Source organism: Schleiferia thermophila, from assembly GCF_003337435.1.
GTDB lineage: Bacteria > Bacteroidota > Bacteroidia > Flavobacteriales > Schleiferiaceae > Schleiferia > Schleiferia thermophila.
This window is the reverse complement of sequence record NZ_QPJS01000001.1, coordinates 763,824-780,076: the sequence shown is the minus strand read 5'-3', so window position 1 is coordinate 780,076 and position 16,253 is coordinate 763,824. Positions and strand designations below refer to the sequence as shown.

Sequence of the window (16,253 nt, the reverse complement as noted above, 5' to 3'; positions counted from 1 at the left end):
GGTTAGTAAAAGGCATGATCAGGCACCTTAAAATCAGAAATCTGGCGCTAATCGATCGTTTGTCCGTAGATTTTGACAACGGCTTGACCATACTTACCGGTGAGACCGGAGCAGGAAAATCAATGATCTTATCTGCCCTTAATCTAATATCAGGAAGCAGAGCTTCAGGAGATATTGCAGGTAATCCAAGTGATAAATGCTATGTAGAAGCTGTTTTCGACATTAAAAACTACGGTTTGGAAACTTTTTTTCAAGAGCATGACCTGGACTATGACACACAAATCATTATCAGAAGAGAAATTCTTCCCGGTGGCAAATCTCGGGCATTTGTCCAGGATACCCCTGTAAATCTTCAAATTTTAAAAGAATTAACAGCTTATCTTATTGATATTCACAGCCAGCATGATACCTTGCTTCTTACACAACAAAATTTTCTACTCGATCTCATTGACAAATTTGCAGACAATGAGCTCATCCGCGAGACATATAAAAACGCTTTTCTAAACCACAAAAAACTGCTCGCCAAACTCGATGATCTCAACAACACTTCAGGTTCAGAACGCGACCACGATTATAAAACCTTCCTGCTAAATGAATTGGAAAATGCCCGGCTTACTACCGGAGAACTGAGACAATTGGAAGAAAAAATAAAATTGGCTGAAAATGCTGAAGAAGCGCTTCAAAGGCTGAAGAGTTTCGTCTCCGTAGCAACAGCCGATGAAACTGGTATTGAGTCACTTTTGCGACACGCCGAAGGCGACCTCAGGCACTTATCGCGCTTTGGAGATGCCTACCATCAGCTTTATGAAAGATGGAAAAATCTCATTCCGGAAGTTCGCGATATTGTTCAGACAGTTGAAGATTTAGCATCTGAGATGGAAGTAGATCCGATACAGCTTGCCATAATGCGGGAGCGATACGATCAGCTCATGCATCTGTGCCACAAACACAAGGTAAATGATGCCGATCAACTGCTGGAAATCGCTGCCCAATTGAAAGCTGAAACAGAAGCTTATACCAACAAAGAAACCATCCGAAAAGAACTTCAGGAAAAAATTGCCGAGGCAAGTCTTCAGCTCGAGTCCACAGCTCAACGGGTAAGTGAAAGCCGTAAGTCAATAATACCAAAACTGGAGTCTGAAATTTCCAACATTCTGCAGCAACTCAATTTTGCCAGTGCTGTGTTTCAGATTCGCCTGGATAAAGCTCCCATTAGCGCTACGGGTAGTGATCACGCAGAGATGTACTTTGCACCAAACCCAGGACTACCACCAGCTCTTGTAAGACAGATTGCCTCTGGAGGTGAATTGTCACGACTAATGCTTGCTGTCAAGTCCGTACTTGCTCAGAAAAAATCTCTTCCAACCCTACTGTTTGACGAAATAGATACAGGTGTATCTGGTGCATCGGCCGAAAAAATCGCCATATTGCTCCGGTCTTTGGGATCAGACATTCAGGTTATAGCCATCACTCATCTGGCTCAGATTGCTGCTGCTGCTCATCATCATTTTCTGGTGTATAAGGAAGATGAAGGGGGACGTTTTCAAACCAAACTCAAAAAACTCAATCAAGAAGCTCATCTGCAGGAAATTGCAAGACTTCTCAGCGGCAGTACCATTACTGATTCAGCACTGATGAATGCACGGTCGATGGTTGAAAATTACCAGTAAGCCTATGCCGGTGGATAAGACGCTCATGGACAACTTCGAGTATAAATAATTTTTGGTTGTTTTGTCATTTCATTAATAAAGCTTTACTTTGACAATACAAATCAGATTTCAACATACAGGAATGAAAAAAAAGTTTTTATTGAGCTACATAATGATGCTATCTATATCATTTTCAGCATTTTCACAAAAAAATGTAGCTCAATCAACTCCCAACACAGAACCACCAAAAGAAGAGAAAAAAAGCAAGGAATTCAAGCAGGCGATGGACGCTTTTAAGTCAAATGAATTCTTTTTTGCTACTGAATTATTTAAAAAAGCATTCTCCAAAACAAGGAACAAAAGCGAAAAAACAGAGATTCTCTACTACCTCGGATTGAGCCAAATGAGAATGCTTAATTTTAAAAATGCAACCAACTACTTTCAAAGAGCAATAAATGCCGGATATAAAGAACCGGAAATAAATTTATATCTTGCTCAATGTCTTCACAATTTAGGCGAATATGAAGACGCTATAAAAGAATATGAAAACTTTCTGAGACAGGTGCCCGGGGATCAAAGAGCCATCAACGGTATAGAGGGATGCAGGATGGCCGCTGAATTTAAGAAGAACAGAACAAGATATCTGGTAGAAAATGTCAAAGATCTGAATACCAAAGAAAACGAATATGGCGTAGTATACAGCGGCAGGCCCGGCAGTTATGAAGAAATCATGTTTACATCCGACAGACTAGGCTCCACCGGAAAAAAACGAGAAGGTTGGTTTGGGGGGAATTTCAGCGACATCTGGGAAACAAAATCCGAACGAAAAGCTAATAAAAGACAGCAAAGATTGAGAAGAGGCGAAAACAAATCTCTAATGGCAGAGGTCAAATGGCTCGAACCTCTCCCTTTAAGCCCGATGATCAATACCAACTTCCACGAAGGAGCACCGGCACTCGACAAGCGGAGAAGAACCATGTACTTCACCAGATGTTTAAAACAGAAAAGTCAAAATATCGGTTGCAACATCTGTGTGACCGAAAGACTCGGACAAGACTGGAAAGAGGCAGAAATATTGTTTCTCGCCCCAGACTCAGTAAGCAGTGTCGGACATCCCGCACTTTCGCCTGATGATAAATACCTCTATTTTGCCAGCGATATGCCAGGTGGATTGGGTGGAAGGGACATTTGGATTACAACCTACAACCGGAGAACCCGCTCATGGGAAACACCCAAAAATCTCGGCCCTATGGTAAACGGCCCCGGAGATGAGCTCTTCCCCTTTGCTCACGATGACGGATACTTGTACTTTGCCAGCAACAGCCATCCAGGTATGGGAGGACTGGACATTTTCAGAGTTACGGTAAATGAGGAAGGTATGCCCACAGGCAAACCAGAAAACATGGGATTTCCAATTAATTCAAATGCCGATGACTTCGCCATAGTGCTGGAAAGCGGAGGATCGAAAAGAGGATTTATCTCTTCAAACCGCGAAGGAGGAAGAGGTGGCGATGACATCTATGCCATCTACCTGGCTCCATTGGAGTACAAACTTGAGGTCATTGTTACAAACTCGAAAGACAAGAAACCCCTCCAACAAGTTACCGCCACTATATCGGGCACAGATGGCACTACCTTCACGGTCAATTCTGATAAAAACGGGCAAATCATCATAGAACCAGGTACATTGAGAGAAAACGTCAGCTATCAAATCAACTTCGAGAAGAAAAAATTTCTTAGTACTTCCAGCAATTTCACAACCATGGGCATTGCTATGGAACAATATGAATTTATCCCCACTGAAAATCATTTTCTATACACCTTTAGATTTAGCAAGTCACTTGATCCGATTGAAGAGCCTATTGTATTACCTAATGTATTCTTTGACCTGGCAAAGTGGGATTTAAGACCAGAATCTAAGGAAGCTCTTGACCAGGTATATGAAATTCTTGTAAAAAATCCCAACATCGTAATCGAGTTGCGGTCACATACCGACTATCGCGACACTGATGCCAACAACGATCTGCTTTCGCAGCGTCGTGCACAGGCATGTGTAGACTACCTGATTGAAAAAGGTATCGACCCTGAAAGATTGGTAGCTGTAGGACGTGGAGAAAGAGAACCGTTTACGGTACCAGAAAACTACGACGGATATGGAAAAGGAATGTTTAAGCCTGGAACTGTACTTACTGAAAAATACATCAAAACCCTGAGCCCAGAACTCCAGGAAGTAGCCAACCAAATTAACCGGAGGACAGATTTCCGAGTAATATCTGAAAATTATGTTCCCAAAGCCAGAAGCGAACAACCCAATGAAACTTCAGAACAAACAAAAGACAATACCCCGGAAGCAAAGCCCATCGGACAAATACATATCTGTGAGGAAAGAGATAATTTTGGAAAAATCGCTCAGCAATATGGCATCACCATCAGAGATCTGAGAGAACTGAATGGGGGCCTCCGTGGAGTCAGAATATTTCCCGGACTGGAATTAAAAGTAACACCTAACGGAGATTATACCGAATACGACAGCAAACGATACCGGGTCGAGCAAGGAGATAATTTCAGAACAATTTCGCAAAAAACCGGTCTGAGCGTAAAAGAATTGAAAGAATTAAATCCTAAAATCAAAGAACCGGACCTAATTCCCGGACTGATGATTTTCATTAAATAATTGCGGTTATCTTTGCGATGAAATAAAAATTGTAACCTCTCCCCTTTACAGCCCGGCCATGTGCCGGGTTTTTTTATATCCAAATGCTTACAGCTTTCATAGGTATACCATCACCTTCTACAGCTCTGAATTTTTCCGATTGTCTGAACCCAACTACCCAAACAACTTCTTCCTCTACGGTCATAACGAGTATATATTTTTTAGAAACTACATCCACTTTACAGTCTTTTATCAAATCAGGTACACGCTTGCTGAACCCGGCAAGTTGTATTTTATCGCTTGACTTCCAAGTTCTGAAAGTTATTTTTTTCCTCATAATGGAGTCAGAAAACCAAACTGAATCGCTTGATTTTTCGATTCGGACCTGACCCCAATCTTTAATAATACACGGAAAATTTAAATCTTCCCATACCTGAAAAAAAGATGTAGTACCATCCCGGTGCTCATTGGGGAAGATATACAATTCAGCCGATTTACTAAAAACCAATGGCCATCCTAACTTCCAGATTTTGCTTTCGTCCGATACAAATCCTTTCACAAAATCATCTACAGAGATGGATGAAATATCCACCTGATTAAAAATTTCCCATAACAATGCGCTGTATTCTTCCTTCCAGGGCAAAAAAGATTTCAGTGAAATTTTGAATCCGCTCTTGTACGGATATTTATGGTTTATGAGATATTCTGCAGCCTGATGTTGAAGGTATTTGTAAGCCAAATTAAAATTTTTCACACTTTTTTCCAGCCCTGATTCTGCCCTTGGATGAAGAGCTTTCAAGGCCGGTAGTACCTGCCACCTGACTTTATTTCTTTCATACTTGCCTTGCCTGTTGGATGAATCTTCACGCCATTTGAATTGATGCATCTCCGCATACTCCACAATATCCCTTTTCCACAAGTTTTTCAATGGTCGGATGAAAGGTTCTTTTTCACGCATGGCTAAACCTGCCAGACCGGTACCCCTGGTCATATTGATGAGCATGCTTTCCAGAAAATCATCCATATGATGAGCCAATGCAATATGCGACATGGCATATTTTCTCCTAATTTCATCAAACCTTTCGTATCGAAATCTTCGAGCAGCCATCTGCAGCGACTCTCCTTTGCTTACATCAATTGATTTTTCAAAGTAAAAAACTTCCAACGGAATGTCTTTCGTTTTGCAAAGTGAACGGACTAAATTTTCGTCTTCATCTGACTCAACGCCCCTTAATCCATAGTTTACGTGCACAGCTATGAAATTGATTCCAAACCTCTTCAGCAAATACAGCAATACGACAGAATCAACCCCTCCGCTCAGTCCGAGAACCACTCCAGTAAGATGTGGCTCTATCGCCTTAATTTCATTGATAAAGCTGTCTTCAACCTTGTGCATTTGTTTAGAAAAAACATTGCGGATACCTGTCAACTAAAATAAGCCTCTTCACCGTGCAGATCAGTACCGGGAACATCTAAGAAAGTACAGAGTTGAGCTTCAGGAGGCATTCGTTGTATTCGTCCTCCCCATTGGTATAAATGGTTACGGCAGATCCCACACCTATATATGCTTTACCTGAGGCCTGGTCTGATACAATAGAACGAATGATAACATTTGAATCCATCTCTCCATCGGGTGCAATATAGCCTGCTGATCCTGAATAATACCCCCTGTTGTGGGTTTCGACACTTTGGATTATTTTCATAGCACTAATCTTAGGGGCGCCAGTCATGCTACCCATCGGAAAAAGCGCTTTCATCACATCGTGCAGATGCAAATTGTCACGAGGTACGCCACTGACAGTACTGACCATTTGATGTACCATCGGAAAGGTATATATGCCAAACAATTCATCTACTTTTACAGAACCAATTTCACAGATTCTGGAAAGGTCGTTTCGCACCAAATCCACTATCATCACATTTTCTGAGCGCTCTTTTTTGCTGGTGTTAAGTTTCGCCCTAAGCTGCTCGTCTTCTTTATGATCACGTCCGCGCTTGATGGTGCCTTTAATGGGTTGGGAGTAAAGCCTTCCGTTTCTATACACTAAAAATCGCTCCGGTGATTTGGAAATGACTGATATATCGCCCGTTTTGAAAACTCCTCCCATGGGGCCTGAAGACTTCGACAGTTGTTCAGACCAAAGAGCATGATAATCAAAATTGCCGTCACTCAAGTAAAAAACACAATAATTTACTTCATAAATGTCACCCCGATAGAGGTGCCACAGAAGTTTTTCGAAATTGGATAGGTATTGAGTCTTATCCGTTAGTGGTTTAAACTCAGGCATCAGACTCCTTAGCAAGGTTGGCGGACAACTATTGTTTAATTCACGGAGCAACCGAATGAAGTCTTCCCTGTACTCTGAGCGATAGTCGGCATATAGGACTCCATTTTGCTTATAAAATACCCAAACAGGCTCAAAAAAATAGGCAAGGTCTGTTTGAAGGAGATCATTCTTTATAATTTCCTGATGATGCAGGAGATTCTTAAAATCGTATGATACAAGAAAGCCAATCCAGTCACCCAACTTTCCTATCGGACGTATCAAAAACTCCTCAGCAGTGACTTTCCGGTACTCCTCTGCCATGATGAGCCATTCAAACCGGTTGAGACTGTTGTTTGTATAACCTGCCGAGTCGAAAGCAAAAAATGTTTTTAACCCCTTTCCCCACCCGATCAGATTTCGGTAAAACAACTCACTGTCATTTACATCAAGCTTTACAGTGGACCAATTTGATTCCTGAGTTGCAGGTTGGAGAAAGGTTTGCTTCATATCGCTAAAGGGATTTAAAAAACTCTCTCAAAACCTTGAGCAATTCTGGCCGGTTTTCAATATGACTCATATGACCTGCTTTGATGATATAAGACCTCACTTTTGGAGCCTGGAATTGTTCTAAAAGCGACTGACCTTTGAATACCGGGTCTTCATCACCAGCAATGTGGTAGATTTCAAATGGTGCAAAGTGAAGCAAAACTGTACGGTCCGGTCGAATTTTCATGCCTTCAAGAGCTGCCACAATTCCTTGAACAACTGTTTTCCCGGCAATTTCAGCTTGCTCGTCTATCAGCTCGGCAAACTGTTCATGAGCCCAATCGGCAAAAAGTCCTTTAAATGTGGTTTTGGCAAAGAGTTCGGAATTCTTTTTGGCCAGTTCGATTCCACGGTTTCTGTTTTGGATTTTTTCTGGAGTGTCTGCAGCTGCCGTCGAATGAAGGAGGCACATACTTCGAACAGTTTCCGGATATTTTTCACCAAAAGCAAGGGCCACATATCCTCCCATCGAATGCCCTATTAAAGCGGCTTTTTTGACTTTCAGTTCTTTAAGCACACGCATGACCACCTCAGCCATCTCTTCCATAGTATGTACGTATGCTATGCATTGGCTGTTGCCAAATCCTGGTAAATCAATAAAAATATGTCTTAAACTTACCGGCAAATCATCGATCAGGTACTTCCACATACGGCTATCTTCCAAAAATCCGTGTAGCCATACTACAGCTTTACCCTTAGGGTTACCATATTGGTAAAATGCGATGTTGGTATCCTTGTAATAGATAAAGTTTTCGGTGAGTCTTTTGTCAACTTCCATATAGCCTTTATGTATATCCTATGTGAAACAATGCATCTCCACGGTGAACTAGCGGAATGTTGTTATGCCCTATTATATGACCTGATACCGATGTGATTACCGGTACATTGTAAAGATTATAAGGATTGTGCACATATCCAATGACTTCGCCGGCAAAGACCTCCTGCCCCGACTGTTTTAAACAGGTAAATAGTCCCGAGGCTTCGGCGCGTACCCATGTAGTATTTGCACAAACAATTGATTTTGAAGCAGATGAAGCTCCCACTCGGATCATTCCTAAATGTTTTAATACCCGTCGGATTCCTTTGAGTCCTTCCTCTATGGCAAACTGGTCAAAGCGCATAGATTCGCCACCCTCGTATACAATGATGGACTTGTTCATCTGGGATGCAGTGGAACGCAGGGACCCATCGATTACAGATGAATAAATGGTATATGGAGCGTTAAAAGCTTTGGAAAGCTCGGCAGCTACAGGATCTCGACGGTCGTATCTGATCTGGGGAAAATTGGTCCGGCTGGCTCCACCGGTATGAAAATCTATCCCATAGTCAATCAATGGCAGAATTTTTCGGCTGATGATCGAGGCTACAATCGAGGCCAAAGAACCATCCGGATTGCCTGGAAAAGACCTGTTTACGTCCTTCCCATCCGGTACTTCCCTTGAGAAATGGATAAAACCATACACATTTATTATAGGCAAGGCTACGATTGTACCTGAGAGAAGCTGCTGAATCCACTTACTTGCAACTACCCGTCTTATGATTTCGACACCGTTGATTTCATCCCCGTGAAGACCCCCTGAAAGCATCACGACAGGACCTGGATTTTTACTTCTGTATACGAACACAGGCATGTGAATCACTGTACCTGATGGTAACCTTGCTACCTCAATGTCCACTCGTTTTTGTACTCCGGGACTCACCGGCTGTGCATCTATTAAGATGTCCTCCATCTTCCGGTGTAATTAAAGGGTGTAATACTAAGCAGTTCCTCTTTTACTGTTGGATGTATCTCTAGCGAACGGATAAACTCTATAAACTCACCTTTACCAGGCGGCTTTTCTCTACGTGAAAGTTCTTTCAGCGCTTCATAAGGATTCGGATATTTTTCCCTTCTTAAAATTGTTTGTATGGCCTCTGCGACTACTGCCCAGTTGGCTTCCAGATCGCGCTGTATGGCCTCTTTGTTGACCAATAGCTTGTTAAGACCACGGTCAATGGATTTAAGAGCGATGAAAATATGGGCCATTGGCACGCCGATATTTCTCAGCACAGTACTGTCTGTCAAATCTCTTTGCAATCTCGAAATCGGGAGTTTTCTGCTAAGAAACTCCAGTAGTGAACAGGCCAGAAGCAGATTGCCTTCTGCATTTTCAAAATCTATGGGATTGACTTTGTGAGGCATGGCCGATGACCCTACTTCACCTTTGACCACCTTTTGTTGAAAATATTCCTGACTGATGTAAAGCCATATATCCTGGCAAAAGTCAATCAGAATTACATTAATCCTTTTCAAAGCATCAAAATAGGCAGCCAGATGATCGTAATGTTCGATCTGCGTTGTAGGGTACGATCGTAGCAATCTCAGACGCTCCCGCACAAATTGGTCGGCAAATGCATGCCAATCAATCTGAGGATACGCAATATAGTGTGCATTCATATTGCCTGTGGCCCCACCAAACTTAGCAGCAAAAGGTATCTGGTCCAGCAATTTTAACTGTTCACTTATCCTCTTTACAAATACATCGATCTCTTTACCGAGTAGCGTAGGTGATGCCGGCTGCCCATGTGTACGGGCCAACATAGGAATATCTTTCCACGTAAGGGCCAGAGATTGAAGATGATTTAAAAGGCTTGAAAATTCAGGCCTTAGAATATGGGTGTGAAAATCTTTTAGCATCATTGGAATGGACGTATTGTTTACATCCTGTGAAGTAAGGCCAAAATGAACCCATTCTTTGATGTGACTCCAGCCGATAGCCTCAAATTTTTGCTTGATGTAGTATTCCAAAGCTTTTACATCGTGTCGGGTGGTATTTTCAATTGCTTTTATTTTTTGTGCTTCTTCAATCGAAAAGTTTTCAATCCATTCGCGAAGCTGTTGCTCTGCCTCACTTGTAAAAATCAATTGCTCATCCACACCTGTTTTTGATAAGGCAATCAGGTATTCAAGTTCGACTTTGAGCCTGTATTTAAAAAACGCATATTCAGAGAAATATTCGGTGAGCGGCTGAGTGATGCCGTGATATCGGCCATCAATTGGGGAAATTGCTAAAAGGGATTGATGCATATATTGCTCATTAAATGGCAAAAGTAAGAGAGAAGGCTTCTTATTCTGAAATATCTGGCAGTGCCAACGGTTTACAGTCCGGCATCGCGTACAGATACATCAGCAAGCATATGAAAGGGCTGATTATCCTGATTTTCCCAGTAAGTTAAGTGACAATAGCTGGATTTTACTGCCTTGCCTTTTGATAATTCCTTTTTCTTCAATAAGCTTTAACCACCGATAGGTAGATGTGCGCGAGGTACCACACAACATAGCAAGGTCATCGCCACTTAATTCGACCTTCAAGGTGTTTTCATCGGAGAGGCCATACTTTTTAGCGACATATTGAAGGGCTCTCAGAAGTTTTTCTTCTGAATCGGCCTGCATGATTTGTACTCCGTTATTTTCTGTAAGCTCTGCTTTTTTAAAAAGGATTTGCATGATAGGAAATATAGCCTGTGGCTCATCACCGAGTAGCTCAAACAATCCGTCAGAGGGAAGCTCTAGTAGCACTGAAACATCGGAAATACAATAGTAATCATATAAAATTGGAATTTTCTGAAGCACTGCTGCAAGCCCCAGAAAGTCACCTTTTTTATGCAACAAAAGTTCCCCGTTTCTGCGGCTTTTAACTCCTCCTTCGATTAGCCAGAAAAAATGATCGGAAGGTTGTCCTGTTTCTAAAATCTGATCGCCTGCTTTATAGATTCTGATCTGACCGCGGGTGATGAAGTAGTTCAACAGCTTATGAGAACCGCCAGGTAAAAGTTCACCGAATGCACTTTTGAGATAGACCTCTTTTTCCTTCATCACCAGCTTGAACAACGTAACAAATGAAAACTTATCCAGGTCCATTGCCAATGATTAAAATCAAATTGAAAACTGATATTTGGTAATCAAACAGAAAGATACCCTTTTGAAAACTCTAAAAAAGTTTGATGATATCATTTGAGTTAGCCAGAACCAAGAGAGCCAATAGGATGAAAAACCCCACCAGTTGAGCTGCCTCCAGCACTTTTTGGGAGGCCGGACGCCCGGTGATTATTTCCCAAAGTAAAAAGAGAACATGGCCTCCGTCCAATGCAGGAATTGGCAGAATGTTTAAAAACGCCAGCATAATGGAAAGAAAAGCGGTAAACGACCAGAATCTTTCCCAATTCCACTGCGTATCAAATTGTTTGGCAATCATAATAAATCCGCCAACTTCTTTGTAAGCTTCTGTTTTGGGGTTGAAAATGATTTTAAACTGTCTGATGTAATCGGTGAGCATGTTGGCTGCCTTGCTTAAAGCGCCTCCAATGCTTTCAAAAAATCCGTATTTGATTACTTTGGTATCAAATAAGTTTGCAGGATTTTCGGCATAGACGCCGATTTTGCCTGTTTCAGGCACATATATGGGAATGGAAAGGATACGACCCTCGCGATTGACGCGCATCAGAATGGTATCTCCCTTGTGTTTAGGGATTTCTTCCAGGTATTCGTCAAAAAACTGAATTTGCAGATCATTGATGCCTACCAGTTTATCGCCGACTTTCAATCCGGCTTTGGCTGCCTCACTGCCATCTACAAATCCTCCTACGTAATACGGTATTCTAGGGGCTATCAGAGTGCTTTTGGAGCGAATGATTTCAGATATTTTCTCTTCGGTGACGGGAATTTTTACCACGGTACCGTTGCGTTCTACTTCAATTAAACCTCCTCCGGAAAGCAAGATCTCAAGCGGTATCTGATGAAATTTTTCGATATATTTGCCATTGACAGATAGTATTTTATCACCATTTCGAAGCCCGAGACGTAAGCCCACACTATCTGTAGTGATGCCATATTTAACATTTTCTGTTGGTACATATTCTTCACCATAGTACATCAGCATGCCCACGTATATGACAATGGCCAACAAGACGTTTACAGTTACCCCTCCAATCATAATAATCAGTCGCTGCCAGGCGGGTTTTGAGCGAAACTCATAAGGCTGCGGAGGTTTCTTTAACTGCTCAGTATCCATACTTTCATCCACCATACCGGCAATTTTCACATATCCGCCCAAGGGAAGCCAACCAATTCCATACTCCGTCTCACCAATTTTCTTTTTAAACAGCGAAAACCATGGATTGAAAAAGAGATAAAACTTCTCAACTTTTGTCTTGAAAAGTTTTGCAGGAATAAAATGTCCTAGTTCATGCAGAATGATCAGAATGGAAAGACTCAATAAAAATTGGCTTATTCGTATTAGCAACTCCATAGAAAGATATCAGGTATTACATCAAAAAACAGCAAAAAAACAGAAATTTAGTTGTACAGGGTGGTGAAAGATGCATTAAAAATGCGTAGATTTAAGAGAGTATTTTTTATAATGTACGTAATTTCTTCCTTGGTAAAGCCTGCTGATTGAAGTTCTTTATCTGTGTTTAACACTGCTTGTGTTGCTTCCTGAATTTTGATTTTTCCAGAAAACAATTGAGACTGATATACAAGGCAAATCCTTTGGATGGCATTCTTTACATCAGTGCCCGCTTCAAAAGTCAACAGAAGACGTACCACTTCCAAACTTCCGTTTTCAGCAAGAAACCACAAAAGACCCTCGTCGGTATTTCCTTCCACAAAACTTTCCAAGGCCATATCCATGGCCCTTTCGCCTTCAAACTGTTTTAGCACCCTCAGATCGGCATACAAATCAATCCCCTTTTGGTTGCCTAGGGCCGGCCTTCGGACGGACAAACCAAGCCGCTCAGCATTCTGATAAACTGTAGGCCGCCAGAATCCGTCTGTAGTACTAATGCTTTTAAAAAGCCCGTCTCTGACTTTTAAAACCTGATAATCCGGCACTTCTCCTAAACGTTCAAAAGCAAAATTGCGGATAAATCCGGCGTTTTCGTCCAATGCTAGGGATATGGCCGTAGCCAGAAGATTTGGATTGCCTGTCCCGGCCATCGTGCGATAGGCTCTGTATCGGTTAAAGGTTGAATTGCCGCGGTTCAGTTCATTGAGTGCATGAAAATCAGGTCTTCTCTCTGTAGTTGGCCAGATAATGTGCTCTTCCCATTTCGGGTAAACAAATAGGATATCCGGATCGGTCTGAAACGTGAACTCCTGAAAAGGATTTTGGTCTTTGGTCGTATAGAGGGTATCTACAGTGCGGTCGGACAGGTACAAAATCCACTTCATCAACGTTCCGGGCCTAATTACTTGGGAAGAATCCGAAATTGCAATATTGTATTTGTTGGATACAGTATTCACACTGCTGATACTGTATGTCAAAGGACTGAATGTCATTGATGGGGGTATTCTGTTGAAATCCAACCTTGCAGTCAGTTTCCTGTTTGCCAGGATGTCTTCAATATCCGTTTTTGGATATTGTGCCAAAAACTCATTGAATACATTGAATAAAATTTGCTTTCCGAAATGGTAAAAGATATTGTAAAAAACTCCAATGTAATATATCCTGACCCAGTTTCTGCTACCCGAATTAATATTAGATTCTACTGCACTTTTTATGACCAAAAAGGAATTCAGATCATCCGCATTTTCAAGTGCATCTCTTACAAAATAAAAAGCACTCAATATATCAGAAGCAAAAGGTTGATGACTACATTTTTCAAATGCATTATTCAGGCAAAATATCTGACTTTCAGATGGTTTTGAAAAAAGGAAAATTTTACTGTCATAAGGTATGAAAAATCCTGGAAAAAAAATATTTGAATCCGTACCGCATTTTTCAGTAATGTTTTCGGGCAAAATCCGGGCACAAAAATTTTCCTTGATCAACCTAATGTGAGATTTTCTGGCTGCATGTTCCATGGCGTCCTCTGAAGGCCTGGTATGCACGGTGGTGCGGGATTTTTGATCCTTATCCAGTGTGCCAGAAGCTCCCTCGGTATTGGCGATGGCCTTGAAAGGATTGGAAGCTATAAGATCCTGCCGACCAAAGGCAATGGTTAGTTTTGTTAATGCATCAATCGCTACATTGGTAGCAAAAAGGCAAGATTGACCGGTCTTCCGGTCTGTAAAAGTTACGTAATTTTTTAAGGAACTCTGAAAAGATTCATCTGCACAAACAGATACAGAATACCTTGCATTGTATGAGATAGCCATGGGGACAAATTGACTGATCACATCCGAATTCAGAGTAAACTGACTGACGTCCTCTGTTGTTTTAAAAACTCCTTGTTCTGCTAATCTATCAAATGCATAATAAATTTTGAATTCATACTTCTGATAGGGATTTCCATTGTGTTCAAATGAAAGTCTTCTCCCATCGAATTGAAAAGGGTAAGTACCTCTTGGTCTTAACACAATTTTGGAAAAATCTTCAATAGAATGAGCGCCAAAGTCGTATTCGAAAATTGATTTATTGTCAGGAGGGTCTATTTGATATAGGATCGCAAGTTTCTTTTCCGAAAAGCTGAAGTTAAAATTTATTTCAACATTCTGATGGTTGATGCTCTGTGCCATTGCAGGGTCACAAAGAGATAAGACAGAAAATGAGAATAAGAAAATTGTGAAACGAAAGTGGCTGATTGTAAATTCCATTATTTTTGACCAGGTAAACTGACAGCATGCAAATAAAGTACGGAAACAAGGTGTTTCAGGTAAATCCCGGAAAAAACAATCGGTTAAAAGGAGAGATCGATGGACAACCTTATGAAATTGATGTCCATAAAATAAATGAAAACGAGTACGTTGTCTTTTACAGCGGGAAGAGGTTCAGAGTGCTCAAATCTTCTGAAATACCTGAGAGTGGTGAGACGGCCCTGGTAGTCAATGGTCATAAAGTAGCGCTCGAAATTACAAGTGATAAGGAATTGCTTCTAAGACAGTTGGGAGTTGCTGGTTCAACACAGCAAAAAGCTACCGAGTTGAAAGCTCCAATGCCGGGATTGGTAACCAGAATACTGGTACAAGAGGGGCAAGAAGTGGAAAAAGGCACTCCTCTTCTTGCCATTGAGGCTATGAAAATGGAAAATGTTATAAAAGCGAGCGCTCCAGGTGTGGTAAGTTCCATACTGGTAAGTCAGGGAAGAGCTGTGGAAAAGAATGAGATATTGATTCGGTTTTCATAAATTCTGAACAAAAAAAGCTAAATCCCTCTTAAGCCATTGAAGAGCGGAGCCATGAAGGAGAAGATTTTTGAGTTGGGGATCATCTGTATATTGATGGATCAGCTCTCCAGGCTCCAACTCTCCCAGCGGAAAAGGATAGTCCGTACCTAAAGCTACCCGTTCAGCACCAAACATACGGATGATAAAGTCCAACATATTGATATCATGCACCAAACTATCAACCCAAAACCGACCTAAATACCGGCTTGGATGATATGGATTGTCAATGGCACAAAGATCCGGCCTGACATCAAAACCGTGAGCTATCCTTCCAAAAGTAGCAGCAAATGAGCCCCCACCGTGAGCTATTGCTACTCTAAGGTCAGGCAGCCGCTCAAAGACTCCGCCAAATATCAAGGAACAGATCGCCAAAGCACTTTCAGCAGGCATGCCGACCAGCCATGGAAGCCAATACTTGGGCATACGCTCTTTGCCCATCATATCCCAGGGATGAATGAATACGGCCATATCCAACTGTTGGCATGCCTCAAAAAATGGAAATAACTGCGGGGCATCCAGATTCAAATCATTGACGTGGGTGCCAATTTCAACCCCAGCCAGTCCGATGGATTTACACCTTTCCAGCTCCTTGATGGCCAGATCCGTATCCTGCATTGGCACAGTTCCCAGGCCAATAAAACGCATGGGATATCGCTGAACCACCTGGGCAATGTGATCGTTCAGAAATTGCGAGATATACAAGGTATGCTTTGGCTTGGCCCAGTAGCTAAACATTACAGGCACGGTGCTCAGCACCTGAACGTCAACATAATGCTGCTTGCATTCCTTAAGTCGTTTTTCTGGATCCCAGCAATTGTCTTCTATTTCGCGAAAAAATTTGCCGTCTTGTAGCATACGGGCCCTGCATGGGGCATGATGTTCCAGATATATAAAACCTCCATAACCAAACTTTCGCTTAAAATCCGGTATATGCTCAGGTAAAATATGCGTATGAATGTCAACAGTAAACGTATGTTCACGATGGGCACACAT

At 41.8% G+C, this 16,253-nt stretch carries 12 protein-coding genes; 3 read left to right on the top strand and 9 right to left on the bottom strand.

All coding sequences use genetic code 11. The annotated features are described in order from the left end of the window. The first annotated feature begins 14 nt into the window (after positions 1-14). Positions 15-1,670, top strand: a complete 1,656-nt coding sequence (recN, locus tag DES35_RS03295) for a DNA repair protein RecN (RefSeq protein WP_037356051.1) — start codon at positions 15-17, stop codon at positions 1,668-1,670. 121 nt (positions 1,671-1,791) lie between these two features. Beyond that, positions 1,792-4,323, top strand: coding sequence for a LysM peptidoglycan-binding domain-containing protein (locus DES35_RS03290; protein ID WP_125039354.1), 2,532 nt, complete (start codon positions 1,792-1,794; stop codon positions 4,321-4,323). Positions 4,324-4,396: 73 nt separating this feature from the next. Here the strand turns inward: DES35_RS03290 and tilS are convergent, their stop codons facing one another. From tilS to DES35_RS03250, 8 genes are all read right to left on the bottom strand, one after another. Continuing rightward, positions 4,397-5,698, bottom strand: coding sequence for a tRNA lysidine(34) synthetase TilS (tilS, locus tag DES35_RS03285; RefSeq protein ID WP_037356046.1), 1,302 nt, complete (start codon positions 5,696-5,698; stop codon positions 4,397-4,399). A 76-nt stretch (positions 5,699-5,774) separates the two neighbouring features. Beyond that, positions 5,775-7,076, bottom strand: a complete 1,302-nt coding sequence (locus DES35_RS03280) for an anthranilate synthase component I family protein (RefSeq protein ID WP_084180069.1) — start codon at positions 7,074-7,076, stop codon at positions 5,775-5,777. A gap of 4 nt (positions 7,077-7,080) precedes the next feature. Continuing rightward, a complete protein-coding gene (locus DES35_RS03275; protein ID WP_037356043.1) occupies positions 7,081-7,893 on the bottom strand; it encodes an alpha/beta fold hydrolase in 813 nt (270 codons plus the stop codon). A 7-nt stretch (positions 7,894-7,900) separates the two neighbouring features. Beyond that, on the bottom strand, positions 7,901-8,845 hold the full coding sequence (locus DES35_RS03270) for a succinylglutamate desuccinylase/aspartoacylase family protein (RefSeq protein ID WP_051889119.1): 945 nt from the start codon (positions 8,843-8,845) through the stop codon (positions 7,901-7,903). Continuing rightward, on the bottom strand, positions 8,830-10,182 hold the full coding sequence (purB, locus tag DES35_RS03265) for an adenylosuccinate lyase (protein ID WP_037356040.1): 1,353 nt from the start codon (positions 10,180-10,182) through the stop codon (positions 8,830-8,832). The genes DES35_RS03270 and purB overlap by 16 nt, the downstream gene beginning before the upstream one ends. A gap of 123 nt (positions 10,183-10,305) precedes the next feature. After that, entirely contained in the window at positions 10,306-11,016 is a 711-nt protein-coding gene (locus DES35_RS03260; protein WP_114365759.1) for a Crp/Fnr family transcriptional regulator, read from the bottom strand. Positions 11,017-11,086: 70 nt separating this feature from the next. Then, entirely contained in the window at positions 11,087-12,403 is a 1,317-nt protein-coding gene (gene rseP / locus DES35_RS03255) for an RIP metalloprotease RseP (protein ID WP_037356035.1), read from the bottom strand. A 47-nt stretch (positions 12,404-12,450) separates the two neighbouring features. Beyond that, a complete protein-coding gene (locus DES35_RS03250; protein ID WP_125039355.1) occupies positions 12,451-14,691 on the bottom strand; it encodes a hypothetical protein in 2,241 nt (746 codons plus the stop codon). Between the two features lie 26 nt (positions 14,692-14,717). Here DES35_RS03250 and DES35_RS03245 point away from each other — a divergent pair, with 26 nt between their 5' ends. Continuing rightward, on the top strand, positions 14,718-15,221 hold the full coding sequence (locus DES35_RS03245; RefSeq protein ID WP_037356031.1) for an acetyl-CoA carboxylase biotin carboxyl carrier protein subunit: 504 nt from the start codon (positions 14,718-14,720) through the stop codon (positions 15,219-15,221). On the opposite strand, the gene DES35_RS03240 is transcribed toward DES35_RS03245, so the two are convergent. Continuing rightward, a complete protein-coding gene (locus tag DES35_RS03240; protein WP_037356029.1) occupies positions 15,216-16,253 on the bottom strand; it encodes an amidohydrolase family protein in 1,038 nt (345 codons plus the stop codon). The two genes, DES35_RS03245 and DES35_RS03240, sit on opposite strands and share 6 nt — an antisense overlap.

Excerpts from the sequence above, each read along its gene's own strand:
- recN (WP_037356051.1), top strand. The coding sequence starts at position 15 with ATGATCAGGCACCTTAAAATCAGAAATCTGGCGCTAATCGATCGTTTG.
- DES35_RS03290 (WP_125039354.1), top strand. The coding sequence starts at position 1,792 with ATGAAAAAAAAGTTTTTATTGAGCTACATAATGATGCTATCTATATCA.
- tilS (WP_037356046.1), bottom strand. The coding sequence starts at position 5,698 with ATGCACAAGGTTGAAGACAGCTTTATCAATGAAATTAAGGCGATAGAG.
- DES35_RS03280 (WP_084180069.1), bottom strand. The coding sequence starts at position 7,076 with ATGAAGCAAACCTTTCTCCAACCTGCAACTCAGGAATCAAATTGGTCC.
- DES35_RS03275 (WP_037356043.1), bottom strand. The coding sequence starts at position 7,893 with ATGGAAGTTGACAAAAGACTCACCGAAAACTTTATCTATTACAAGGAT.
- DES35_RS03270 (WP_051889119.1), bottom strand. The coding sequence starts at position 8,845 with ATGGAGGACATCTTAATAGATGCACAGCCGGTGAGTCCCGGAGTACAA.
- purB (WP_037356040.1), bottom strand. The coding sequence starts at position 10,182 with ATGCATCAATCCCTTTTAGCAATTTCCCCAATTGATGGCCGATATCAC.
- DES35_RS03260 (WP_114365759.1), bottom strand. The coding sequence starts at position 11,016 with ATGGACCTGGATAAGTTTTCATTTGTTACGTTGTTCAAGCTGGTGATG.
- rseP (WP_037356035.1), bottom strand. The coding sequence starts at position 12,403 with ATGGAGTTGCTAATACGAATAAGCCAATTTTTATTGAGTCTTTCCATT.
- DES35_RS03250 (WP_125039355.1), bottom strand. The coding sequence starts at position 14,691 with ATGGAATTTACAATCAGCCACTTTCGTTTCACAATTTTCTTATTCTCA.
- DES35_RS03245 (WP_037356031.1), top strand. The coding sequence starts at position 14,718 with ATGCAAATAAAGTACGGAAACAAGGTGTTTCAGGTAAATCCCGGAAAA.
- DES35_RS03240 (WP_037356029.1), bottom strand. The coding sequence starts at position 16,253 with ATGTGTGCCCATCGTGAACATACGTTTACTGTTGACATTCATACGCAT.